The sequence below is a fragment of the Mycobacterium sp. IS-1590 genome, assembly GCF_001500025.1.
Taxonomy (GTDB): Bacteria; Actinomycetota; Actinomycetes; order Mycobacteriales; family Mycobacteriaceae; genus Mycobacterium.
Window position 1 is genome coordinate 31,129 of sequence record NZ_LQIW01000049.1, and the last position, 24,515, is coordinate 55,643.

Sequence of the window (24,515 nt, forward strand, 5' to 3'; positions counted from 1 at the left end):
CCGCGCCTACAGTTCAGGAGCGTCGCATGTCGGTGAATCCGGGAGACGTCGGGAGATCAGCGGGCGCCGGGGTCGGCGTCACCGGAACCAACGGCTCTCCTGGACTCGACGACCAGACCGTGGCGCGTCTGGCACGCGCCTATCTGGAGACCTATCGAGGTCCGCACGCCGACGCCCCCACCGCTGACGCCACGGTCACCATGCCGGTGACGGCGACGGCGAATCAGATCGTCACGCCCGAACTCATCACCGCGCATCACCGGCTCGGCCGCTTCCGCCCCTACGGCGATACGCGCGTCGAGGTGTACCGCGCCGACGACCCCGCCGGGTTCGGTCCTGCGCTGCAGATAGTCACCGACAACACCGCGATGGTCATGGACTCGGTCACGGTGCTGCTGCACCGATTCGGCGTCGCCTACACCGCGATCATGAACCCCGTCTTTCACGTGCACCGTGCGCGCGCGGGCGAACTGCTGGGAGTTGCGCCCGCCGCCGAAGCCGGCGGGTCCCGTGACGGGGTGTTCGAGGCCTGGATTCACGTCCAGCTCGCGGCGACCGTCGATCCCAAGGCACTGGCCCAGGTGGCGCAGATGCTGCCGAGCGTGCTCGCCGATGCGCGTCACGTCGCCCTCGATGCCGACGAGCTCTCGTCGACGATGCGCAGGTTGGCCCACGACTTGGCCACCGACACCGCAGGCAGGTTCCGCGGACCCGACCGCGAGGACGTCGCCGCGCTGTTGCGGTGGCTGGCCGACGGACATTTCGTGCTGCTGGGCTACCAGCGATGTTCGATACAGGACGGCGGCTCGTCGGTCGATCCCGCCAGCCGGCTGGGGGCGCTTCGCCTGCGTCATGACGTGCTGCCGCCGCTGACCGATGACGACGACCTTCTCGTGCTGGCGCAGGCCACCATTCCGAGCTACCTGCGTTACGGTGCTTACCCCCACATCGTGGTGGTCCGCGAACAGCACGGACCGACCGCCATCGAACACCGCTTCGTCGGCTTGTTCACGGTGGCGGCCATGAACGCCAATGTGCTTGAGATCCCGCTGATCTCACGCAGGGTGAACGAGGCGCTGTCGCTGTCCCGTAACGACCCGAGTCACCCGGGGCAACTGCTGCTCGACATCATCCAGACCATCCCGCGCCCCGAACTGTTCGCGCTGTCGGCGCAGGACGTGCTCGACATGGTGAAGGCCGTCGTCGACCTCGGGTCTCGCAGGCGCACGCTGCTGTTCATGCGCGCCGATTCACTGGCGCACTTCGTCTCGTGCCTGGTGTATCTGCCGCGCGACCGTTACACCACCGATGTCCGGTTGGAGATGCAGGACATCCTCGTGCGCGAGCTCGGCGGGGTCAGCATCGAGTACACCGCCCGGGTGAGTGAGTCACCCTGGGCTGTGGTTCATTTCGCGGTGCGCATGCCCGGCGGTACCCACGCACGTGACATCGACACGTCCCCGGCCAACGAGTCGCGCATCCAGGATCTGCTGACCGAAGCGGCGCGCACCTGGGGCGACCGGTTGATCGGCGCGGTGAAGACGGGTTCGATCGATCAGCGTACGGCCCAGCACTATTCGGCCGCCTTCCCCGAGGCCTACAAGCAGGCGGTCGAACCGCTCGACGCCATCGGCGACATCGCGGTCATCGAAGAACTGCAGGATGATTCGATCCAACCGGTGCTCACCGACCTCGAGGAAGGCACCGCGCAGCTCACCTTGTACCTGGGCGGGCACTCGGCGTCGCTGAGCGACCTGCTCCCGATGCTGCAATCGATGGGTGTCGTGGTTCTCGAAGAGCGACCGTTCACCGTCGAACGGCCCGACGGGCTCGCGGTGTGGATCTACCAGTTCAAAATCTCACCGCACGAGTCGATTCCACGCATCGAGTCCGAATCCGAACGAACCGAGACCGCCACACGGTTCGCCGATGCGCTGACCGCGATCTGGCAGGGCCGCGCCGAGACCGACCGATTCAACGAGCTGGTGATGCGGGCCGGGCTGAACTGGCAGCAGGTCTCGGTCCTGCGCAGTTATGCGAAATATCTACGGCAGGCGGGTTTTCCGTACAGCCAGTCGCACATCGAGACCGTCGTCAACGACCACGCCAAGACCGCGCGCTCGCTGGTCGAACTGTTCGAGGCGTTGTTCTGTCCGTTCGAGGGCGAGCAGGACGACGCGCCGAAACGACGGGACGCCCAGTCGGCGGCGGCCGCGGTGACCGCCGACATCGACGCGCTGGTCAGCCTGGACACCGACCGCGTGCTGCGGGCCTTCGCGTCGATGATCCAGGCCACCCTGCGCACCAACTACTTCGTCCGGCGGCAGGAGTCGGCTCGCCGGCAGGACGTGCTGTCGTTCAAGCTCGATCCCGGTCTGATCGACGAATTGCCGCTGCCGCGACCGAAGTTCGAGATCTTCGTGTATTCGCCGCGCGTCGAGGGTGTGCACCTGCGGTTCGGATATGTGGCGCGCGGAGGCCTGCGCTGGTCGGATCGTCGCGAGGACTTCCGTACCGAGATCCTCGGGTTGGTCAAGGCGCAGGCCGTCAAGAACGCGGTGATCGTGCCCGTGGGCGCCAAGGGCGGTTTCGTCGTCAAGCAGCCGCCGACACCGACCGGAGACGCTGCCGACGACCGCGAAGCCCAGCGCGCCGAGGGCGTGGCGTGCTACAGGCTGTTCATCGCCGGCCTGCTCGATGTGACCGACAACGTCGACAAGGGTTCCGGCAAGGTCACCGCGCCCCCGGACGTGGTGCGTCGCGACGGGGACGACGCCTATCTCGTCGTCGCCGCCGACAAGGGCACCGCGACGTTCTCCGACATCGCCAACGAGGTCGCCAAGTCCTACGGCTTCTGGCTCGGCGACGCGTTCGCCTCGGGCGGTTCGGTGGGATACGACCACAAGGCCATGGGCATCACCGCCAAAGGGGCGTGGGAGTCGGTCAAGCGGCACTTCCGCGAGATGGGTGTCGACACGCAGTCCGAGGACTTCACCGTCGTCGGCGTCGGCGACATGAGCGGTGACGTGTTCGGCAACGGCATGTTGCTGTCCAAGCACATTCGCCTGTTGGCCGCCTTCGACCACCGGCACATCTTCATCGATCCCGATCCCGACGCGGCGTCCTCATGGGAGGAGCGCAAGCGCCTGTTCGAGCTGCCCCGGTCGAGTTGGGAGGACTACGACTCCTCGTTGATCAGCGAGGGCGGCGGCGTCTACAGCAGGGAGCACAAGTCGATTCAGATCAGCCCGCAGGCCCGCGCCGCGCTGGGCATCGACGACCAGGTCGACGAGTTGACCCCGCCCAACCTGATCAAGGCGATCCTGAAGGCGCCCGCCGACTTGCTGTTCAACGGTGGCATCGGCACGTACATCAAAGCCGAATCAGAATCCGACGCCGACGTCGGCGACCGCGCGAACGACCCGGTGCGGGTGAACGGAAACCAGTTGCGCGTCAAGGTGGTCGGGGAGGGCGGTAACCTCGGTGTGACCGCACTGGGACGTATCGAGTTCGATCTTGCGGGCGGCCGCATCAACACCGACGCGCTGGACAACTCGGCCGGCGTCGATTGCTCCGACCACGAGGTCAACATCAAGATCTTGATCGACTCGCTGGTCACCGCGGGCAAGGTCAGCCCCGAAGACCGCACCGAACTGCTGCTGTCGATGACCGACGAGGTCGGCCGGTTGGTGCTGCGGGACAACGAGGACCAGAACGATCTGATGGGGACCAGCCGCGCCAACGCGGCGAGCCTGCTGCCGGTGCACGCGCGCATGATCAAGGCCTTCGTCGCCGACCGCGGGCTCAACCGCGAGCTCGAGGCGTTGCCCTCGGAGAAGGAGATCCACCGCCGCACCGACGCTGGAATCGGTTTGACTTCACCGGAACTGGCGACGCTGATGGCTCACGTCAAACTCGCGCTGAAATCGGACGTGCTGGCCAGCGACCTGCCCGATCAGGAGGCGTTCGCCTCCCGGCTGCCGTCGTACTTCCCCGAGAAGCTGCGTGAGCCGTTCGCCGCGGAGATCCGGTCGCACGAGCTGCGCCGTGAGATCGTCACCACCATGCTGGTCAACGATCTCGTCGACACCAGCGGGATCACCTACGCGTACCGCATCAGCGAGGATGCCGGGGTGGGCCCGGTCGACGCCGTGCGCAGTTACGCCGCGGCCAACGCGATCTTCCGGATCAACGACATCTGGCGGCAGATCCGGGCGGCGGGGGACAACGGCGTCTCGGTTGCGGTGACCGACCGGATGACGCTGGATCTGCGACGGCTGGTCGACCGGGCCGGACGCTGGCTGCTCAACTACCGCCCCCAGCCGCTGGCCGTGGGCGCCGAGACCAACCGGTTCGCGGCCAAGGTGGCGGCGCTGACACCACGGATGTCCGAGTGGCTGCGCGGCGACGACGAAGCGATCGTGGCCAAGGAGGCCGACGAGCTGGCGTCGCGCGGGATACCCAAGGACCTGGCGTACGAGGTAGCCACGGGGCTCTACCAGTTCAGCCTTCTCGACATCATCGACATCGGCGACATCGTCGAGCGCGAACCCGACGAGGTGGCCGACACGTACTTCGCCCTGATGAACTACCTCAACACCGACACCCTGCTCACCGCGGTGTCGCGGCTCGAGCGCGACGACCGCTGGCATTCGTTGGCGCGACTGGCGATTCGCGACGACATCTACGGGTCGCTGCGGGCTCTGTGCCTGGACGTGCTGGCGGTGGGCGAGCCCGACGAGACGGGCGAGGAGAAGATCGCCGAATGGGAGACCACCAACGGTTCGAGGGTGGACCGCGCCCGTCGCACGCTCGACGAGATTCATGAAAGCGGTCAGCACGACCTCGCGACGCTGTCGGTGGCGGCGCGTCAAATTCGCAGCATGACACGGACCAGTGGAACGGGGACTTCTCGATGACGAGCGCTGATCGCGCGGGCAACACGAACGGGCCAGGGTTCGTCGCGCCGGTTCATGTGCGGTGGTCGGACATCGACATGTACCAGCACATCAACCACGCCACCATGGTGACGATCCTCGAAGAAGCCCGGATTCCGTTCCTGCGTGAACCGTTCGGCCCGGAGATCGAGACCATCGGGCTGCTCATCGCCGAGGTCAACATCTCGTACAAGGCGCAGCTGCGGCTGATCGACTCGCCGCTGCAGGTGACCATGTGGTCCAAGCGCGTGCGTTCGGTGGATTTCACCGTCGGCTACGAGGTGCGATCGGTGGCGGCGCCGCCGGACTCGAAGCCGGCGGTGATCGCGGACACCCAGTTGGCCGCCGTGCACATCAAAGAGCAGCGGTTGCACCGGCTTTCGCCGCAGCAAAAAGAGTACCTGCAGCGCTGGACACGATGACGGGATCCGAGCGCGGCCTCTGGCTGGCCGACCTACCGCATCGCGGAGACCTCGCGACGTTCGTCGAGCGGGCTTTGCGTCTCGACGAAGCCGCCGTCATCAGATTGCGTCAACGGTCTGAGGGCGTGCTGGCCGCCTGGGTCGCAACAGGATTCGATGTCTTGGCCAGCCGGGTGGTCGAGGGCCGGGTCAATCCACCGGATCTCTCCGCGGGCGCCGACACACTGGCCGCGGGTCTGGAGACCGTGGACTCGACCGGCTTCGTCGAGCCCGGCTTCGCGCTCGATTCGGCCTGGCGCGGAGCGCTTCCGCCGGACTCCGGGTTCGTCCACCTCGACGACGTGCCGGCCCGCGTCGTGCTCGACCTGGCCCAGCGCGGCGGGGAGCTGGCCAAGGAGCACTCCAGCAGTCACGGTCCACCGGTGTCGCTGCTGGATCAAGAGGTCGTCGCGGTCAGTTCGGGTGACGACAGCGTCGGCATCCCGATGCGGTGTGTATTCGCGCTGACGGCAATGGGTTTCCTGCCTCAATCGGGGTCGGCGGTGGGCGCCGACGAGATCGTGCGGGTGCGGGTGACGCCGACGTGGCTGCGTATCGACGCGCGGTTCGGTTCGGTGTATCGCCGCCGCGGCGACCCAGCCGTCGTCCTGCGCTGACTTTCTTCCCGCGTGGGCCCACGTGAAGCTGCGCGAGTGACCGTGTCTGTGCGCAACACGCCGCAGAATTTTGTACAAACTCGGTCGCTCACGGCAGGGCTGCAGGGCTACACCAGCCAGGCGGCGCTGTCGGGAGGCAGGGCGCCGTCGGACACCGAGGCGCTGGCCAGCAGGACCTGACCCTCCGGCAGCGGTATCGGCAGCGGGCCCGCGTTCAGCACGCACACCAACCCGCCGGTGCGGTGAAACACGAGACTGTCGGCGGGAGAGTCCAGCCACTCGACCGTCGCCCCGCTGAATTCGGCACGCTGTGAACGCAATCCGAACGCCCGACGAAAGAATGCCAGCGTCGAGTCCGGATCTGCCATCTGCTTCTCAACGGTCAGCTCCGCCCATTCCGGCGGGATCGGCAACCACGTCTGCCTGTTGTCGGAAAACCCGAACGGAGGAGCATCGCCCGCCCACGGCATCGGAATCCGGCTGCCGTCGCGCCCGCGCCGGGTGTGCCCGGAGCGCTCCCACACCGGGTCGCGCAGTGCCTCGTCGGGGAGATCGACGTTCGGCAGGCCCAGTTCCTCGCCGTTGTAGACGAACACCGGTCCCGGAAGTGCCAGCATGACCAGAGCCATCGCCTTGGCGCGGGCCAAGCCCACGGCACCGCCACCGTAGCGGGTGGGTACGCGGTCGACGTCGTGGTTGGCCAGCGTCCACGTCGGGACGGCGCCCACCAATTCGGCTGCGGCCATCGAGTTCTCGATCGCATGACGGATGTCGGCGGCGTCGAACGTCGCACGCAGAAGCCGGAAGTTGAAGCCCAGGTGCAGTTCGTCGGGGCGCACATAGCGGGCGAACTGTTCGTTGTCGTAGACCCAGACCTCGCCGATCGCAACAGATTCGGGATAGTCGTCGAACACCCGGCGGATCCTGCGGTGAATCTCGTGCACGCCGTCGTTGTTGAACCGGGGATCGTCGTCCATCTCCGCCAGCAGCATCTCCCGTCGCACGACCCTCATGTCGGGAAGCCCGGGCGGCTTGGCCATCCCGTGCGCGACATCGATGCGGAAGCCGTCGACGCCGCGGTCGAGCCAGAATCGCAGCGTCTGTTCGAGGTCGTCGAACACCTCGGCGTTCTCCCAGTTGAGGTCGGGCTGCTCGGCGTCGAACAGGTGCAGGTACCACTGGCCGGGGCTGCCGTCGGCTTCGGTCACCCGAGTCCACGCCGGCCCACCGAAGATCGACACCCAGTTGTTCGGGGGCTTCGACCCGTCGGGCCCGCTGCCGTCGCGGAAAATGTAGCGCCCGCGCTCCCGGCTGCCCGGGCTTGCCGCCAGGGCCGCGTGAAACCACGGATGCGCGGAGCTGGTGTGGTTGGGCACCAAATCCATCGTCACCTTCAGGCCCCGGTCGTGCGCGGCGGCGACGAGCCGGTCCAACGCCGCCATTCCGCCGAACAGCGGGTCGACGTCGCGCGGATCGGCCACGTCGTAGCCGTTGTCGGCCATCGGCGAGACCATCACCGGGTTGAGCCAGATCGCGTCGACGCCGAGCGCCTCGAGGTAGTCCAATCCCGCGGTCACCCCGTCGAGGTCGCCGACACCGTCCCCGTCGCTGTCGCGGAACGAGCGCGGGTAGACCTGGTAGAACAGCGCGTCAGACCACCACGGACTCGTCATCAGAACGGCGCGTTCACCATGGAATGCGCGGCCATCTCCAGGTAGGCCAGCAGCTCTTTGCGGTGCTCGTCGTCGAGGGTGTCCGAGTCGATCTCCGCGACCGCGGTGTGCATGCACCGCAGCCACGCGTCGCGCTCGATGTAGCCGATCCGAAACGGGACGTGGCGCATCCTCAACCGCGGATGCCCACGCTGGTCGGAGTACGTGCGTGGCCCGCCCCAGTACTGCTCGAGGAACATCCGCAGCCGCACCTCGGCCGGTCCGAGGTCCTCCTCGGGGTAGAGCGGACGCAGGATCTCGTCCTCGCGGACCAACTCGTAGAACCGCGCCACGATCGCGCGGAACGTCTCGTGGCCACCGACTTCGTCGTAGAACGACCTCTGTGGCTGTGTCACGCCACCATTGTTCCTTGTTGCTGGATTGGCCAGGTCAGGCGGGCGCGCCACCCGATGTTCACCGGACTGACCTGCGAACACGTCGAGAATTGTCGTGCGATTCACAGGAATCCGTGGTGAACTGTCGGACGGAGGACGTATGGCGCATCGCAAGAAAGGCCCGTCCAAAAGGGCCGGCCAGCGGAGTCACGGTGGCGCGACGGCCCTGACCGGGTCGGTGGTACCGGGCGCGCAGACACGCGTGCTGCACAGCGTCGACATCCATCCACCAAGTCCCACCGAGGGCTCGATCTGGGGACGTCGCCGGGTACTGCTGCTGAACTCCACCTACGAACCGTTGACCGCTCTGCCCATGCGGCGGGCGGTCATCATGTTGATGTGCGGTAAGGCCGACGTCGTGCATGACGATCCCGGCGGCCCGGTGATTCATTCGGCGACGCGGTCGATCGTGGTGCCCTCGGTGATCCGGCTGCGCGCCTACGTGCGGGTGCCGTACCGGGCGCGCATCCCGATGACGCGTGCGGCGCTGATGCACCGCGACCGGTTCCGCTGCGCCTACTGCGGGACCAAGGCCGACACCGTCGACCACGTGGTTCCGCGTAGCCGCGGGGGAGCGCACTCCTGGGAAAACTGCGTGGCGGCCTGTTCGACGTGCAATCACCGCAAGGCGGACCGGCTGCTCACGGAGCTGGGGTGGTCGCTGCGCACAGTGCCCGTTCCGCCGAAGGGACAGCACTGGCGGCTGCTGTCGAGCGTCAAGGAACTCGACCCGTCGTGGGCGCGATATCTGGGCGAGGGCGCGGCGTAAACGCGGCTGGTATACGGTTTGCGACGTGAGCACCACGACGACAATCGCGCTACTGACCTTGGTGCCGCTCGGGTTGACTGCCGTGCTTGCCGTACTGATTTGGCGCAAGAAGGGCCCGCACCCGGCGAGCTACAAGATGTCTGATCCCTGGAAGCACGCCCCGATCCTGTGGGCGTCCGACGAGCCGTCAGGTGACGTGCACGCCACCGGGCGCAGTTATGCGGCCGACTCCGCGGCTCATGGCGGAAACGTGGGTGACCACCAAACCCACGCGACGACGATTGGAGGCGGCGCCAGTGGCAAGTGGTGACGTTGCGGTAAGCGGCCATCGCGCCGCGGTCGAGCGCACGGACCTCCCGATGGGCTGGGTGGTCACGTCCAGCGGCCGGATCTCCGGTGTCACGCAGCCGGGTGAGCTGTCGCTGGACTACCCCTTCCCGACCAAGGACCTGGTGTTCCTCGACGACGCGCTCAAGTACGGCTCGCGGGCTGCCAAGGCCCGGTTCGCCGTGTACATCGGCGATCTCGGCGCCGACACGGCGGCCACCGCGCGCGAGATCCTCACCCAGGTGCCCACCCCGAACAACGCCGTGCTGCTGGCGGTCTCGCCGGATCAGCGCGCCATCGAGGTGGTCTACGGTGCTGCCGTCAAGGGCCGCGGCATCGAGGAGGCCGCACCCCTGGGCGTCTCCGCGGCCGCCGCTTCGTTCAAAGAGGGCAACCTGATGGACGGGTTGATCAGCGCGGTGCGGGTGATGAGCGCCGGCGTCACCCCGGCCTGACCGTCACGCTTTCTGTTTGCGCGATGGTGCGCGTTCCCCTCGCAAGCGGTGGGCCCAGCACACGACACGCCGCGGTGAAACAGCGTTATGCGCACGCTCGTGGGCGCGTCACGGTGCATCGAGTGCGAGCGCAGCACGAATTTCGACGTACCGCTCGAGGAAGCGTCGCTCATCGAGACGTTTGCGCCGCAGCCACGCGGTGACCTCGTCGTTGCACTTGCTGGTGTTGCACGAGGCGCATGCCGGTACGACGTTGTCGATCGTGTACCGCCCGCCGCGTGAGATCGCCATGACGCAGTCGCGCTGCAGCGCTCGATTGGTCGCGCCGCAGTAGGCGCAGCCCTGCCACGCGTCCTTGAGGGCCTGCCACTGTGCGGGCGTGAGGTCGTTGTCGACGGCAGCGATTCGACGCTTGCGCTTGCGGGCCGCCCTGGCTCGGCGAGTTCTGCTGACCGCCACGCGCTCAGCATGCACCGCGAGCGACCGCTGTTGTACGCCCGGAGGCGGCGTGTCGCGGCGCAGACACGGTCGCTCGCGCGAGGAAGGTGCGCTAGCCGGCGTCGAAGGCGCGGGCGCGCAGGGACCGCTCGACGCCGGCGCGACCCTCGATGACCAGTCGGCGCAGCGGGGGCGGCACATCGGGGTCGGCCAGGAACCGGTCGGCGGCGGCCAGCCCGTCCTCGCTGATGTCCCATGACGGGTACAGCCCGACGACGACGGTCTGGGCGACCTCGCTGGACCGCCGCTGCCACACGCCTGCGATCGCGCCGAAGTACCTGGCGCGGAACGGCGACAGCAGCTCCTGCTGACCGGCCTGCACGAATCCGCCGATGATCGCGCGCGCGGTGATGTTGGCCAGCGTGTCGTCCTCGATCACCTGCTCCCACGCGGCTTCCTTGACCGCCAACTCCGGACGGGCCGCCGAGGCCGCGGCGGCGTGCCGGCGTCCCGCGGCGGTCGGATCGCGTTGCGCCTCGGCGTCGATGAACGGCGTCTCCATCCCCTCGGCGTCGACGGCGCCCGCAGCGGCGAGCGCGGTCACGATGCGCCACCGCAAGTCGGTGTCGACGACGAGACCGGGCAGACCCTTGAGCGCGGGGTCATCATCGAGAAGCGCGGAAAGCACCTCGATGTGCCGCGGGCTCAGCACCGATCCGCAGAGCGCGTTGACGTAGGCCAGTTGATGATCGGACCCGCCCTCGGCGCTGCGGGCCAATTCGAGTAGCCGGTCGGCGAACTCGGGCCACCCTGACGAGCGCGCCCAGTCCGGGTCGGCGTAAGAGTTCAACGCCGTCTGGGCCTGCAGCAGAAGTCGTTGCAGCACACCGACTTCAGTCTCGGCGTGCACGCCGTCGCATACCAGCGACACGAAGTCGCGGGCCTTGAGCTCGGCCTCTCGAGTCATCTCCCACGCCGCCGACCACGCCAGGGTGCGCGGCAGCGGCTCAGCGATGTCGGCGATGCGCGTCAGCACCGTCTGCAGCGACTCCTGATCCAACCGCAGCGAGCAGTACGTCAGGTCGTCGTCGTTGACCAGGACCAACCTGCCGCGCGGAACTCCTTGCAGCGCCGGCACATCCGTGCTCGAACCTTCGATGTCGAGTTCCTCGCGATGCACCCGCACCAGCTTGCCGGAGCCATCGTCGTCGTAGATCCCGACCGCGAGGCGATGCACCCGTGCCTCACCCGCTCCGGGCGCGGCCCCGCTCTGGTCGACGGCGAACCGGGTGAACCGGCCGTCGGCGTCGAGATCGAAATCGGGCCGCAGCGTGTTGAGGCCGGTCGTCTTGAGCCATTGCCGCCCCCACCCCGACAGGTCACGGCCCGAGGCCTTTTCCAGCGCGCCCAGCAGGTCACCGAACGTGGCGTTACCGAAGGCGTGGTCGCGGAAGTAGTCGCGCAGGCCGGAGAGGAACTCCTCCTCGCCGACGTAGGCGACCAGTTGCTTGAGGACGCTGGCGCCCTTGGCGTAGGTGATCCCATCGAAGTTCACCTCGACGGCCGCCAGATCGGGGATGTCGGCGGCCACGGGATGTGTGGAGGGCAGTTGGTCCTGCCGGTACGCCCACGACTTCTCCACGTTCGCGAACGTCGTCCACGCCTCGGTGTACTCGGTGGCCTCGGCCTGGCACAGCACCGAGGCGAACGTGGCGAAAGACTCGTTGAGCCACAGGTCATCCCACCACTGCATGGTGACCAGGTCGCCGAACCACATGTGCGCCATCTCGTGCAGGACGGTCTCGGCGCGCCGTTCGTAGGAGGCGCGGGTCACCTTGCTGCGGAAGACGTAGTCCTCGAGGAACGTCACCGCGCCCGCATTCTCCATCGCGCCGGCGTTGAACTCCGGTACGAACAGCTGGTCGTACTTGCCGAATGCGTACGGGATGCCGAAGTTGTTGTGGTAAAAGCCAAATCCCTGCTTGGTCTCGGTGAACAACCGTTCGGCGTCCATGAACTCGGCCAACGTCTTGCGGCAGAACAATCCCAGCGGAATGTCGCCGTGGTCGTCGCTGTACACGTCGTCCCAGCGCGCGTACGGACCGGCGATGAGCGCCACCAGATACGTGCTCATACGTGGTGTCGCGGCGAAGGTGTGCCGCTTGGCTGCGCCGGCGTCCTCGACGTTGACGGTGGCGCCGTTGGACACGACCTCCCAGTGCGAGGGCGCTGTCACCGCGACGTCGAAGGCCGCTTTGAGATCAGGTTGGTCGAAACACGCGAACATCCGCTTGGCATCGGCGGTTTCGAACTGCGAGTACAGGTACACCTCGTCGTCGACGGGGTCGACGAAGCGGTGCAACCCTTCGCCGGTGTTGGAATAGCGGCAATCGGCCTCGACGACGACGACGTTGTGCGCGGCCAGTCCCGCCAGCGGGATACCGGTCGATTCGTCATAACCCGACACGTCGATGTCGCGGCCGTTGAGGGTGGCGCGGTGGATGGTGTCGGCCGCGATGTCGATGTAGGTGTCGGCGCCGGCAAGCGCGTCGAACTCGACGGTCGTCGTGGACCGGAAGGTGCGTTCGCCGGGCTTGCCGGTGCCGTCGGTCAGGTCGAGTTCGATGCGATAGCTGTCGACGGTGACCAGGGCGGCGCGTTCGACGGCTTGGTCGCGGGTCAGGTTGGGAAGTGCCACCCGACCAACCTATAGCGCCCGTCGCTCGACGGCGCGTCGCACGTCGCGCGTCAGAAACCCGGGATCGCCCGCGCGGCGGGCAGCCAGTCCATCACGGTGCCGTTGCCCACCGATGCCAGCATCTGCGGGCAGTACATCGAGATCGCGATGCCGGTGAAGAACGCCGCGATGTCGGGTGGGATGCCGTTGTCGGACACCTGCGTGTACACCTTCGCGAGGTTCTTGCCCGGTTCGACGAGCATCGGGCACACGGATTCCCCGAGCGCCACCATGTTCGCGGGGTTGTCGACGGACATCCCTGCGCCGCGAAGTGCGGCCAGGAAGGCCTCGTCGGTCGTGTCGGCTCGGGCCGGTGCGGCGAACGTCGTTGCGACAGCCGCCAGACCGACCCCCAACGCCAGAGCGCGAACTCGAAGATCAACGGGTCTATTCACTTCGGTAACGATTCTTCACATTGGTCACATCAGGAACACGGTTCGATCACCGTTTGCACTCTTAGGCGTTTCTCATATCGCGACCCGCGAAGTGGACGGTTAAAGGCGCCGCCGCGGGAACACTCCGTGCAGGACCGCAGTTGTCAGACTTGGACCCGACAAAAGCACCCTGCCCTCAACCGCCCGGAAGGATTCGCCATGGCCGAGAAATCCGTCGCAGAACTCTGGTTCGACCCGCTGTGCCCGTGGTGCTGGATCACCTCGCGCTGGATCCTCGAGGTCGAGAAGGTCCGCGACATCGACGTGACCTTCCGGGTGATGAGCCTCGCGGTGCTCAACGAGGGACGCGACCTGCCCGAGGAATACCAGGAGGCGATGAAGAAGGCCTGGGGGCCGGTGCGCGTCGCCATCGCCGCCGAACAGGCCAAGGGGCGTGAGATCCTCGGCGCGCTGTACACGGCCATGGGCACCCGCATCCACAACCAGGGCAACCAGGATTTCAGCGCTGTGATCAAGGAGTCGCTCGCCGAGGTGGGCCTACCCGCCGAACTGGCCGAGGCCGCGACCACCGACAAGTACGACGAGGCGCTGCGCAAGAGCCACCACGAGGGCATGGACCCGGTCGGTGAGGACGTGGGCACCCCGACGATCGACGTCAACGGGGTCGCCTTCTTCGGACCGGTGCTGTCGCGGATCCCGCGCGGCGAGGAGGCCGGCAAGCTGTGGGACGCCTCGGTGACCTTCGCGTCCTATCCGCACTTCTGGGAGCTCAAGCGCACCCGCACGGAGTCGCCGGAATTCGACTGATCGCCGTCGCCGTCGGCGTCGCGAGACGTACACCAGGGTCGTTCGCTCGCCGAGATCACGACCCTCATGTTGATTTCGCGAGCGCCGAAGTAGGGTGACCGCCATGCGCGTCTACTTGGGAGCCGATCACGCCGGCTTCGACCTCAAGCAGGCCATCATCGAGCACCTGCGCGGTTCCGGGCACGAGCCGGTCGACTGCGGAGCCTTCGTCAACGACCCCGACGACGACTATCCCGCCTTCTGCATCGCCGCCGCGCAGAAGACGGTCGCCGACCCGGGCAGCCTGGGCATTGTGCTCGGCGGCTCGGGCAACGGCGAGCAGATCGCGGCCAACAAGGTGCCCGGCGCCCGCTGTGCGCTGGCGTGGAGCGTGGAGACCGCCAAACTGGCACGCGAGCACAACAACGCCCAGCTGATCGGCATCGGCGGGCGCATGCACAGTGTCGAGGAGGCGCTCGCGATCGTCGACGCGTTCGTCAGCACCCCGTGGTCGGAAGCCGCACGGCACCAACGGCGTATCGACATCCTCACCGAATACGAACGCACCCACGTCGCGCCCGCGGTGCCCGGCGCCTAGGGATGCCCGAGGGCCACACGCTGCACCGGCTCGCCCGGCTGCATCAGCGGCGCTTTGGCCGTGCCCCGGTGATGGTGTCCAGCCCACAGGGCAGGTTCGCCGACGGTGCCGCCGCGGTCGACGGGCGGGTGCTCAAAAAGGCGACCGCGTACGGCAAGCACCTGTTCCACCACTACGAGGGCGCCCGGGTGGTGCATGTGCATCTCGGGTTGTACGGCACGTTCACCGAGTGGCCGCTGCCGGCGGGGGCGATACCGCCGCCGGTCGGGCAGGTCCGGATGCGGATGATCGGCGCCGAGTACGGCACCGACCTGCGGGGGCCGACGGTGTGCGAGGTCCTCGCCGAGCCGGAGATCGCCGACGTCATCGACCGGCTCGGCCCCGACCCGCTGCGCCGCGACGCCGACGGCTCGCTGGCGTGGGCGCGAATCCGTAAATCGCGCAGGCCGATCGGAGCGCTGCTGATGGACCAGACCGTGATCGCCGGGGTGGGCAACGTGTACCGCAACGAGCTGCTCTTTCGGCACGGCGTCGACCCGCACCGGCCGGGCATCCGCATCGAAGAGGACGAGTTCGACGCGATGTGGACCGACCTGGTCGAGTTGATGCGAATCGGGTTGCGGCGCGGCAAGATCCACACCATCCGCCCGGAGGACGACCACGGGCTGCCGTCGTATGGGCCGGGACGCCCCCGCACCTACGTCTATCGGCGGGCCGGCGAGCCGTGCCGGCTGTGCGGCACCGAGATCCGCACCGAGGTGATGGAGGGCCGCAACCTGTTCTGGTGTCCGACCGACCAGACGTAGCCGCCGCGGCTGAGTCAACGTGACGGCCGCGCCTCAGCGACAATCTGCTCGTGGAGTTGATTCTCGTCGTCGTCGGAGCCATCGTCGTCACCGCTGTCGCACACCGGCGCGGCCTGGAACCGGCCCTGGTCATCGTCGTGATCGGCGCCGCCGTGTCGTTTCTTCCCGATTTCGAGCCACCAGAACTCGATTCGCACATCCTGCTGACGGTGGTGCTGCCGCCGCTGCTGTACTCGGCCGCCCTCAACTTCTCGTTCCCGACGTTCCTGCGCAACATCCGGCCGATCCTGGGACTCGGCGTCGGGCTGGTCGTGGTGACCGCATTCGCGGTGGCGGCCTCGGCGTGGCTGGTGGTCGTGCCCCTGACATTCGCCACGGCGCTGGTGTTGGGCGCGATCGTCGCGCCGCCGGACGCGGTGACCGCGGTCGCCGTCGGACGCAAGCTGGGCCTGCCGAAGCGGGTGATGGCGATCCTGACGGGGGAGAGCCTGATCAACGACGCCGCCGCGCTGACGCTGTTCTCGATCGCGGTGGTTCAGGTCACCGGCGGACACATCTTCATCCACAACCCGTTTCTGCTGTTCGGCTACAGCGCCGTCGTCGGCCCGATCATCGGCGCGCTGCTCGGTTACGTGACGTTGTGGATCCGCAGGCGGCTGGCCAATCCGGGGCTGGAGACGGTGCAGGGCCTCGTCGTACCGTTCGCGGCGTTCATCGTCGCCGAGGAGGTACACGCATCGGGGGTGTTGGCGGTCGTCGTCGCCGGCTTCGTGGTGGCCAACGGCACGCTGTCGGCCGGGTACCAGACCCGGCTGCAGGAACGCTATGTGTGGAACTCCGTCGACGTGTTGCTCGAGGCGTTCGTGTTCGCCTACATCGGGTTGCACCTGCGTTTCGTGCTCGAGGACCTGCAGGAGGCACACGAGTCGCTCGCCGAGGTCGCCGTGGCTTCGCTGGTCGTCCTGGTCATCGTCTTGGTGATCCGGCCGCTGTCGGTGTTCGCGATCTTCGGGCGCAACAAACTGTCCCAGCACGTCGAGACGCGGTTGAGCGTTCCCGTGCCCGCGAGCGGGGGCCGTGGCGCGCTGGGAACCCGGCGACGCAACAACGCGCCGGGTAAGTGGCGTTCACGCGTCGACCGGCGATCGTTGTCCTGGAGGGAGAACGTGGTTGTGTCGTGGACCGGTATGCGCGGGGTGGTGACTTTGGCTGCGGCTGCGGCCATTCCGGCGACGACGGTCACGGGCGAGCCGTTCCCCGAGCGGGCCACCATCCAGGCCATCGCGTTCGTGGTCAGCGTGGGCACACTGTTGCTTCAGGGCTCGACGCTGCCGATTTTGATTCGACGGCTGCACATCTCGCGGTTCTCCGATGATCACGCGGTCGATCGCGAGGAAGAACTCAAGGCCGAACGCGTCGTGCACGACGCCGCCGATCGGGTACTGGCCGACTTCCGGGCCCACCCGCCCGCGGACCTGAGCCCCCGCGTGGCCGCCGAGATCGAAGCGACCATCGCCCGGCACTCGCAGGACGCCGACGAGATGCCCGACCCGGACGCGCACACGAAGCGCTCGGAGGTGTTCGCCGCGCTGTACCGCGACGTGCTGGCCCACCAACGGGCCGCCTTGATCGCCGAACGCGACGAGGGCCGCATCGAGGACGAGGCGGTGCGCGCGATGCTCGAAAGGCTCGACCTACAAGAGGCCGGGGTGTCGGCGCGTCTGGAGAGCCGGTTGTAAGGCCGCCGTCTCAGAAGCCGCCGAAATCGCCGAAGCCGCCGCCGATGTCGCCGCCGCCCCAATCTCCGCCGCCGTCACCGCCCCAGTCGCCGCCCGGATCCTGGCCCTGGTCGAACCCCTGGTCGTATCCCTGGGCGAAGCCTTGTTCGTAGCCGCTGCCATGCATGCCGGAGAACAACGCGTCGAACAGCAGCACCGAGCCCAGGCCCCAGGCGCCGGCGACAAGCGCGGGCTTCCACCATGGTTCGGAATACCAGCCGGCCGGCACCGGCCGGCCACCGACCCGGCCGCCGGGGTAGTAGTTCGGGGTGCGCTCGGACGGCGTCGGCGAGGCCTCGATCTCGCGGCCCTCGAAGTCGACCTTGCGGTCCTCGGTCACCGTGCCTGCCGAGCGCTGGCCGGCGAGCGTTTCGAGTTCGGGGCCGGGATCCATGCCCATCGCGACGCGTGCGGCGCGCACGTAATAGAGGCCTTCGAGCGCGCTCTCCTTGGCCAGCAACGCCTGCTTGGCGGTGTTGGCCTGCTCGATCTGCGACCCGGCCGCGGTGTAGCGCTCGGATGCGTCGGCCAAGGCCTGCTTCGACGCCTCGTCGGTTCCGGTCAGGATGATCACCTGTCCGCCGAGACGTTCGATGACGCGGCGGGCGTCGGCCTTGGCGTCGTCCAGGGAGGCGACCTTGCGCCGGTCGGAGGCCCTCATCGCGGCGTAGGCGACGACGCCGAGAGCGACGATGACCAGGACGACGAGAACGAGCAGAACACCGTTCATAGCGCCCAGCGTACCTAGGTCCTCAGCCGGGATTCGACGACGAACGGTTGTGCGTGCGCGACGAACGGTGCGCGTGCTGCGGGCGGATCAACGGCGGCTCGGGCAAACCCGTTCGCCGGGCTGCTCGATTTCTGTTCGAGCGTCAATTTGCGTACCGTGAACCGGGTGACGGAGTGGGTACGCAAATTCGACGCCTTCCTTAACCGCCTGCTCGAAGAGCATGCGCGCGAGGCGGGGGAGAGCGTCGACACCTACGTCGCCCGTGCGGTCGCCAAGCAAATGGCCGTCGATTTGAGACGTGCCGGAGATCCGGCCGTCGACGACCTGCAAACTCATCTGGTGGCTTCAGGCGTCTTCGACGAGACCGCGATGCCGGACGTTTCGGCGGTCATCACCGACCCGGATCGACTTGCCGCCCTCCGTCGGACCGGCTTGCTCGACTCTGCGCCGGAGGCGATCTACGACCGGATCACCCGCGCGGCCGCCGACGCGCTCGACGCCCCCTACGCCCTGGTGTCCCTTGTCGACGCCGATCGGCAGTTCTTCAAGAGCACCGCCGGTCAACAGAGCCCTTCGCTTGGGGACAGGCAAACACCGCTCGAGCGCTCGGTCTGTCAGTACACGGTGGCCAACGGCGCGCCGCTGATCCTGGAGGACGCGCGGATCGATCCGACCTTCAAGCAGCATCCCGCGGTTCAGGACGGCACGGTGGTCGCCTATCTCGGCATACCGCTGATGGACGATGCCGGCAATGCCGTTGGGACGCTGTGTGTATACGACACCAAGCCACGGCTGTGGAGTACGGGGCATCTCCAGATCCTCAGTGATCTCGCCGCACTGGCCGCAGAGCGGATGTTCCGCTAGGCCCCGAGCAGAAATGGGGCCGGCCGTTCGGCCACCGCAAATTGGTTGGAACCCTGGCGTGATGGCTTAGACTGGCGACGTTTGCGGACGCAGACACTTCTGCAAACGTCGGGTTCTCACATCGGGGGGAGAATGCAGGCTGACGCGAATGCGCCCACCCGTGATTCGCAGCCTCGGCTCAGGACGACGGTGCCGCAGCTCACGGCCATGCCGTCACCCTCTTCTCGTGGTGAGAAGTCCCGCTGGATCGAGACTCTTCGCGCCGAGTCGGGTTATGTGGCGCTCACCGTGGGCTTGGACGTCTGGGCCGCGGTGTGGTCAGTCGCCATAGCGCAGTGGTTGACGCCCGGCCCCATCGGCGAACGGAACGTCGCCGCAGTTTCGTGGCTTTTCGTGCCGATTCTGCTCGTGATCATGCACACCCGGTCGATGTACAAGCGCAAGCTCAGCCACAGCTTCCTGGACGACTTCGAACCCGTCGAAACCTCGGTAGCGGTGTCGGCGCTGGCGACACTGACGATCTTGCTCGTGCTCGTACCTCCATTGCCGACCGGTTCGATCGTCGAGGAACACGTTCGCCCAAGTGAATTGGTCATCCGGATCTGGGTCTGTGCGGCCATCCTGTTGCCGGTGAACCGCCTCGCCAGATCGCTGGCCCAGCGCTACCTTCGGCGACGGCACCGTTTCGGGTCCTCGGCGTTGATCATCGGTTCCGGTCCGTTCGCTCGTCAGCTCATCACCCGGATGCGCCAGATACCCGACTACGGTCTGCATCCCGTGGGCGTGCTCGACGACGTTCGGCCGCCGGCGGCTGAGCTGGACGACGTGCCGTACTTCGGATCAACGGCAAACCTCGAGGTCGTCGCTCAGGCCACCGGCGCCAAGGAGCTCATCGTGGCACCCTCGTCGACTCCCGACGACGAGCTGGCCCTCGCCGCTCAGTTGGCACACAACATGGGACTGCGCGTGCGCGTGGTGCCCCGGCTGATGGATGTCATCGGCGGCGCAACTCATGTCGAGCACCTGGGCGGCATCCCTCTGCTGGTGCTCTGCCACACCGACCCGAAGGGGTGGCAGTTCGCCGTCAAGCACGCCTTGGGCCGGCTGATCGCGGCGGTCCTGCTGCTCGTGATCTCACCTCTGTATCTCGCTCTCGCGATATTGGTGAAGCTGAGCTCGCCGGGCCCGGTCTATTTCCGCCAGCAGCGCGTCGGACGCGACGGCAGGGTCTTCGACTGCTTGAAGTTCCGCAGCATGCGACCGGTGGGCCCGGCCGAGAATGCGTTCACGTTGAAGGAAGGTTCGGCGCCCGGCGGAGTGGAGGGCGACGACCGTCGCACCGCGATCGGCAAGTTCATGCGCAGGGCATCGCTCGACGAACTACCTCAGCTGGTCAACGTGCTGCGCGGGGACATGACGCTGGTCGGGCCGCGTCCTGAGCGCCCCGAGTTCGTGGAGCTGTTCGAGATGCAGGTGCGTCGCTACGGTGACCGCCACCGCGTCAAGGCGGGCATCACCGGTTGGGCGCAGGTGCACGGACTTCGGGGCCAGACCTCGATCGCCGACCGGGCGGAGTTCGACAACTACTACATCGAGAACTGGTCGCTGCTTCTCGATTTCAAGATCTTGGTCCTGACCGTTCTCGCGGTGCTGAAACCCGCAGAGTAGGAACCCGATCCGCAAGGCCACAACGCCGGCTGGGCCGGGTTAGACCTTCAGCAACCCGGACTCGTGGTAGCGGCGTTCCTTGTTGACCTGCCACGGGTCGACGCTTTCACCGAAATACCGCTTGACGCTGTGCATCGCACTGAGCATCGCGTGGTCCTGATTGTCGTAGCGGTGCATGCCGTTGCGGCCGATCGGATGCAGAGACGGGTAGCGCTTGTGGAGGTAGTCCCGGATCCGGGCGACACTTGTCTCCATCGCCGGATTGCATATCGGATAGGCGAACTGCGAGCGGACGACCATGACGCGCTCGATCGTGGACGTGTCGAAACCCAGTGTGCGCAGATCTTTTTCGAGTATGCGCCGCATGTGGTCGTCGTCGGCGGTCCACAGAGCTGAACCCGCGCCGATGAAGTACTCGAAGCCCAGGTATGTCCCATCCCAGTCCGGCGGAGTGAGGTCATCCGACCATTGGCGGTAGTTCTGGATTCGGCCCACCCGCAAGTCCATGCCGGGCGTGTACACCCAGTTGAAGGGGAGCTCGCGCCGCTGTTGGAGGGCGACCGCGACGGTGATCAGACCCCGGTATTTGAGTTGCGCGGCCGCATCCCAAACCTGCTGCGGTGGTGCAGGTTCGAGGGCATTGACCAGCATCTGCAGGGGCATGCTGGAGAAGACGGCATCTCCCGTGGCGGTTTCCCCGCTGCGCAGTTCGACGGTCCACCTTCTGCCGTCGAACCTCAGCTTGACCACCGGTGAGTTCAGCGACGGTTCGACGCCGAAACCCGCCAACTCCGATGCTGCCGCGTCCCAGAGCTGACCGGGCCCGCGGCGGGGATAGAGAAACGCGTCGGCGGACATCGCCTCTCGACCGCCCCACACGATCGGCTTGATGCGCTGTTCGGCCCAATCGCTGGTGAGTTGAGCGGGCTCGGCGAGCCACGTCTTGCGGACGTACCCGTCGAAGAACATGCGATACCAATAGTCGCCGAACTGATACCGGCCCCAATCGAGGAAGGTCGCAGAGTCGTCGAGCGAACGAATTCCATGCCTGAGCCTGGACCACAGGAGGCTGCCCAGGCCACGCGCTCCGCGCCTATAACCCAACTGAGTCAGCAGGTTTCGGCCGAGAAGCGGGTAGGGCACGTAATGGCCGTCAACGAGCATGGCCGAGCGCCTCGACACCGAGTGCCATTCGCCGGGCGGGAGCAGTGACTTCCAGAGTGCAAGGATCTGCTCGTTCTTGGTGAAAAAGCGGTGACCGCCCGGGTCGATCCGAAAGCCGTGTTCACCGGGGGTGCGCGCCAGACCCCCGACGTTCGAGGATGCCTCGAACATCTGGGCCGCGACGCCGTTCTTCGCCAGTTCGAGGGCCGCGGTGAGCCCGGCAGGGCCTGCGCCGATGATCAAGGGACGCCGGTCGGAGTGCATCTGTGTCTACCGTCCCCGGAGCTGTGGCGTGCGCCGGTAGTCGTCGATGAACTCCTCGATGTGGCGCTCATCGAGTTCGTTGAGCGGCGTCGTCAGGAACCGCAGTTGTGCGTACTGGGTCTGCAGCGGAAGGAATCCGCTCAGCAGGGGTTCGGGGGAAGTGCGGATGACCAGGTCGACGTCTTCGATGTCGAAGGCGCCGCGGATCTCGCCGCCCTGTCGCTGCGCTTCGAGAACAGCTGTGCGTAGCTCGTCGTTCGCGTCGTAGGCGGCAAGGATGTTGATCCGGAATTCGTCGCCGCGCATGACGGATTCGGCGTGCTCGGCTGCCGCGACGTACTCCTCCGGCAGCAGTGTGCGGTCACCGTGCAGCCGCACGCTGCAGGCGTCGGGCTCGAAGCGGGCGGGGATCAGGTGGGTCAGGAAGTGGATCGACGCGTTGAACACCGGTTCGAGCTCGGCCTGACTGCGGGCGAGGTTGGCCCGGCTCAGGTTGTACACCGAGACGGTCCGCACGTTGTGCCGGCGCAGCACCTGAAGAATGTCGGCTACCTTTTCCGCGCCCTGTAGATAGGCCTCCGCCAACGAGATGCCGCGACTTCTCGCCCATCGACGCATACCGTCTGGGATCAAACCGACATGGGCCGGCTCGCAGCCCGTCAATACGTGCAACCTATCCCCCCGTAAGCACACTTATACTCTGGATAAGAGTAGTTATCCGGTACCCATAAGGCCACTTATTCAAACATTCCCGCGGGGATCGTGCCCCGATTTCTCTTGGGGGAGTCTGGCGGACAGCGCAAGAGGGGAGAGGCCGAATAGCCTGAACTGCGACCGTAACGGGCGACCCCGCGCCAGACGCCATCCCGCCCGAGTCGGGCCGCCGTCGGCGCGCGACGACTCCCTTCCGCGAGATGTCGTTCGGGCCCATTCAAACCCCTTTTAATTGTTCCTCCTTAGATAGGTATGCCACCGTCGATCGCGCGTCAAGTTATTGACAAAAAAGGATCGCTTTTCGCGGTGCCGAGATAAGGCTGAGATATGGCATTCGGTGTCAATTGGTGTATTTCGGATGACAAAACGTGTCGTTAACTCGCAAACACAGCAAATTGTCAAGCCGACGAACCAGGCATCTTCAGATAGGTTGCTTGCCGAGGAAACGAGTGCTAGAGGGCGGTGTGCTCCAGCCGGGCGGTGCCGCTCTTGTTCCCGAGCCGTCAATATCAGCGAAGATGTGGGGTTCGGCGCGCACACTTCGGCGAGGAGAGCGATCCCCGACGAGTCGCGAGATCGGGACCGATCCAACGCTTTTCCTCAGCGCAACCCCGAACGGGCTGACACCATCGACAAGCCGGTGGACAGCGGCAGGAGAGGTGGGTCGGCGGTGGCCGTGGCGCAGAGCCGTTATCGGGTACTGCTGGGATTCGGCGCCTTCTATTTCATGGGCGCGCAGCTGGGCAGCGTCCTCGCGGTCCTGCCGTTCCTTCTGGTGGCCGAGGACATGGACGTGGCGGCCGGGTTCGTCGTCCCGTGCTTCAGCATCGGTTTCGTGCTCGGGAATGCGATGTCGTCGTTGGTGCTCAAACGGTCACGGCACCGCCCGAACGTCGTCATCGCCGTCGCTGCGGGGGTCATCGCCGTCTTGACCGCGCTCGTCGCCACGGCCGCGCTCTACAACAGCCTGGTGGTCATCACGTTCCTGTCGTCATCGGTGCTCATCGGTGGCGCGATGGGAGTGGCGAACAACGCCTACGCCGAGATCATCTCGCGCATGGTCAGCGGGGCGCGGCGCCACGATCTGGTGCTCAACCAGCAGGCGCTCGGGGCCGTCCTGACCGTCACGGCCACGCTGCTGCTGATCCCGCTACTGCCCAACCGCGACACCGCTGACCGACATCTCGACGTGCTCTGGTTGGGGGCCGCGGCGATGGGCATCGCGTTCGTGGCCGCGATCATCGTCGGACCGTCGAGGCCGGGGGCGGTGGCCCCACCCCGCCGTATCGTCGACGATTTCCGCGAAGGGCTGGCCGTGCTCCGTACCACCGGTTGGTACCGGGTGTTCCTGACGACGCAGATCGTCCTCGTCCCGATCGTGGTGAACGAGACGTTCTTTGCGCTGCGCACGTCGCTGGCCCATGTCGACACGGCCGGCAGCCTGCACATGATCGTGATCGGTTCGGCGGCGGGGCTCGTCGCGGGTTCGTTCCTGTGGCGCAACGTGTTCGGCAGGGCCGGGGTGCGGGGGATGCTCGTGTCGAGCGCATCCGTCAGCTGCGTCGCGACCGTGATCTGCCTTGCCAACGAGCTGATCTTCGCCGAGCCGCGTCTGTGGGCGTACGGCGTCGTCTTCTTTCTCGTCGTCTTGTCGAATGCCGCGGTCGCGGCCGCGACCGTGTCGTGGATCAGTGCGTTCGCCGCCGATGAACAACGCGCCGTGTTGATCAGCTTCGCCGCTACGCTCACCGCTGTGGTCACCGGGATTCTCGGCGCGGGCTTCGGCCTGCTGGCTCAGATCGCCGCGATCTGGCCGGTGGTCGTCGTCCTGATGCTCTGCGCGTTGGCCGTGGCGGTGGCGACGCGCGCACCCGACAACCGCACAGCGGTGACGGGGTGA

21 protein-coding genes are annotated in these 24,515 nt (G+C 66.8%); 13 read left to right on the top strand and 8 right to left on the bottom strand.

The features are described 5' to 3' along the window. The first annotated feature begins 26 nt into the window (after nt 1-26). Genes AU197_RS22545 through AU197_RS22555 form a run of 3 tightly spaced genes read left to right on the top strand, consistent with a single transcriptional unit; the run spans nt 27 to nt 6,015 of the window. On the top strand, nt 27-4,919 hold the full coding sequence (locus AU197_RS22545) for an NAD-glutamate dehydrogenase (protein WP_064405667.1): 4,893 nt from the start codon (nt 27-29) through the stop codon (nt 4,917-4,919). Continuing rightward, nucleotides 4,916-5,359 (top strand): acyl-CoA thioesterase, encoded by a 444-nt coding sequence (locus tag AU197_RS22550; RefSeq protein WP_064405669.1) that lies wholly within the window; start codon nt 4,916-4,918, stop codon nt 5,357-5,359. The genes AU197_RS22545 and AU197_RS22550 overlap by 4 nt, the downstream gene beginning before the upstream one ends. Beyond that, nucleotides 5,356-6,015 (top strand): DUF8185 domain-containing protein, encoded by a 660-nt coding sequence (locus tag AU197_RS22555; RefSeq protein ID WP_502687903.1) that lies wholly within the window; start codon nt 5,356-5,358, stop codon nt 6,013-6,015. The genes AU197_RS22550 and AU197_RS22555 overlap by 4 nt, the downstream gene beginning before the upstream one ends. A 107-nt stretch (nt 6,016-6,122) precedes the next feature. Here AU197_RS22555 and AU197_RS22560 read toward each other — a convergent pair whose 3' ends face one another. Together AU197_RS22560 and AU197_RS22565 are read right to left on the bottom strand one after the other, a co-directional pair. Further along, nucleotides 6,123-7,688, bottom strand: a complete 1,566-nt coding sequence (locus AU197_RS22560) for a glycoside hydrolase family 13 protein (protein ID WP_064405671.1) — start codon at nt 7,686-7,688, stop codon at nt 6,123-6,125. Beyond that, nucleotides 7,688-8,083 carry a globin gene (locus tag AU197_RS22565; RefSeq protein WP_064405672.1) on the bottom strand — a complete coding sequence of 132 codons (396 nt, stop codon included), beginning with the start codon at nt 8,081-8,083 and terminating at the stop codon, nt 7,688-7,690. The genes AU197_RS22560 and AU197_RS22565 overlap by 1 nt, the downstream gene beginning before the upstream one ends. A gap of 139 nt (nt 8,084-8,222) precedes the next feature. Between AU197_RS22565 and AU197_RS22570 the strand changes: the two genes are divergently transcribed. From AU197_RS22570 to AU197_RS22580, 3 genes are read left to right on the top strand one after another with little or no spacing between them, the layout of a single operon-like run. Then, the gene (locus tag AU197_RS22570) at nt 8,223-8,891 is read left to right on the top strand and encodes an HNH endonuclease (protein WP_064405674.1); all 669 of its coding nucleotides are present in this window, start codon (nt 8,223-8,225) and stop codon (nt 8,889-8,891) included. A gap of 25 nt (nt 8,892-8,916) precedes the next feature. Next, nucleotides 8,917-9,201, top strand: coding sequence for an aa3-type cytochrome oxidase subunit CtaJ (gene ctaJ, locus AU197_RS22575; protein WP_156434526.1), 285 nt, complete (start codon nt 8,917-8,919; stop codon nt 9,199-9,201). Next, on the top strand, nt 9,188-9,673 hold the full coding sequence (locus AU197_RS22580) for a DUF5130 domain-containing protein (RefSeq protein ID WP_064405676.1): 486 nt from the start codon (nt 9,188-9,190) through the stop codon (nt 9,671-9,673). The genes ctaJ and AU197_RS22580 overlap by 14 nt, the downstream gene beginning before the upstream one ends. A gap of 108 nt (nt 9,674-9,781) precedes the next feature. On the opposite strand, the gene AU197_RS22585 is transcribed toward AU197_RS22580, so the two are convergent. The 3 genes from AU197_RS22585 to AU197_RS22595 form a co-directional block, all read right to left on the bottom strand. After that, on the bottom strand, nt 9,782-10,132 hold the full coding sequence (locus AU197_RS22585; protein WP_156434528.1) for an HNH endonuclease: 351 nt from the start codon (nt 10,130-10,132) through the stop codon (nt 9,782-9,784). Between the two features lie 91 nt (nt 10,133-10,223). Continuing rightward, complete coding sequence (gene pepN / locus AU197_RS22590; RefSeq protein ID WP_064405677.1) at nt 10,224-12,809, bottom strand: aminopeptidase N; 2,586 nt, start codon at nt 12,807-12,809, stop codon at nt 10,224-10,226. A gap of 50 nt (nt 12,810-12,859) precedes the next feature. Further along, entirely contained in the window at nt 12,860-13,243 is a 384-nt protein-coding gene (locus AU197_RS22595; RefSeq protein WP_082696807.1) for a DUF732 domain-containing protein, read from the bottom strand. A 198-nt stretch (nt 13,244-13,441) separates the two neighbouring features. Between AU197_RS22595 and AU197_RS22600 the strand changes: the two genes are divergently transcribed. The 4 genes from AU197_RS22600 (at nt 13,442) to AU197_RS22615 (ending at nt 17,172) form a co-directional block, all read left to right on the top strand. Next, nucleotides 13,442-14,050 (top strand): DsbA family oxidoreductase, encoded by a 609-nt coding sequence (locus tag AU197_RS22600; RefSeq protein ID WP_064405679.1) that lies wholly within the window; start codon nt 13,442-13,444, stop codon nt 14,048-14,050. A 103-nt stretch (nt 14,051-14,153) separates the two neighbouring features. After that, on the top strand, nt 14,154-14,627 hold the full coding sequence (locus tag AU197_RS22605; RefSeq protein ID WP_064405959.1) for a ribose-5-phosphate isomerase: 474 nt from the start codon (nt 14,154-14,156) through the stop codon (nt 14,625-14,627). Nucleotides 14,628-14,629: 2 nt separating this feature from the next. After that, a complete protein-coding gene (locus AU197_RS22610) occupies nt 14,630-15,433 on the top strand; it encodes an Fpg/Nei family DNA glycosylase (protein WP_064405680.1) in 804 nt (267 codons plus the stop codon). A gap of 50 nt (nt 15,434-15,483) precedes the next feature. Beyond that, nucleotides 15,484-17,172 carry a cation:proton antiporter gene (locus AU197_RS22615; protein ID WP_064405682.1) on the top strand — a complete coding sequence of 563 codons (1,689 nt, stop codon included), beginning with the start codon at nt 15,484-15,486 and terminating at the stop codon, nt 17,170-17,172. Between the two features lie 10 nt (nt 17,173-17,182). On the opposite strand, the gene AU197_RS22620 is transcribed toward AU197_RS22615, so the two are convergent. Continuing rightward, nucleotides 17,183-17,941, bottom strand: a complete 759-nt coding sequence (locus AU197_RS22620; RefSeq protein WP_064405684.1) for a hypothetical protein — start codon at nt 17,939-17,941, stop codon at nt 17,183-17,185. A 165-nt stretch (nt 17,942-18,106) separates the two neighbouring features. On the opposite strand from AU197_RS22620, the gene AU197_RS22625 reads away from it, so the two are divergent. Continuing rightward, nucleotides 18,107-18,805 carry a GAF domain-containing protein gene (locus AU197_RS22625; RefSeq protein ID WP_064405960.1) on the top strand — a complete coding sequence of 233 codons (699 nt, stop codon included), beginning with the start codon at nt 18,107-18,109 and terminating at the stop codon, nt 18,803-18,805. A 207-nt stretch (nt 18,806-19,012) separates the two neighbouring features. Beyond that, nucleotides 19,013-20,473 (top strand): sugar transferase, encoded by a 1,461-nt coding sequence (locus AU197_RS22630; protein WP_064405962.1) that lies wholly within the window; start codon nt 19,013-19,015, stop codon nt 20,471-20,473. 39 nt (nt 20,474-20,512) lie between these two features. On the opposite strand, the gene AU197_RS22635 is transcribed toward AU197_RS22630, so the two are convergent. Both AU197_RS22635 and AU197_RS22640 read right to left on the bottom strand, forming a co-directional pair. Further along, entirely contained in the window at nt 20,513-21,901 is a 1,389-nt protein-coding gene (locus tag AU197_RS22635) for an FAD-dependent oxidoreductase (RefSeq protein WP_064405685.1), read from the bottom strand. A gap of 6 nt (nt 21,902-21,907) precedes the next feature. Next, entirely contained in the window at nt 21,908-22,519 is a 612-nt protein-coding gene (locus AU197_RS22640) for an undecaprenyl diphosphate synthase family protein (protein ID WP_064405686.1), read from the bottom strand. 766 nt (nt 22,520-23,285) lie between these two features. Between AU197_RS22640 and AU197_RS22645 the strand changes: the two genes are divergently transcribed. Continuing rightward, entirely contained in the window at nt 23,286-24,515 is a 1,230-nt protein-coding gene (locus AU197_RS22645) for a hypothetical protein (RefSeq protein WP_064405688.1), read from the top strand.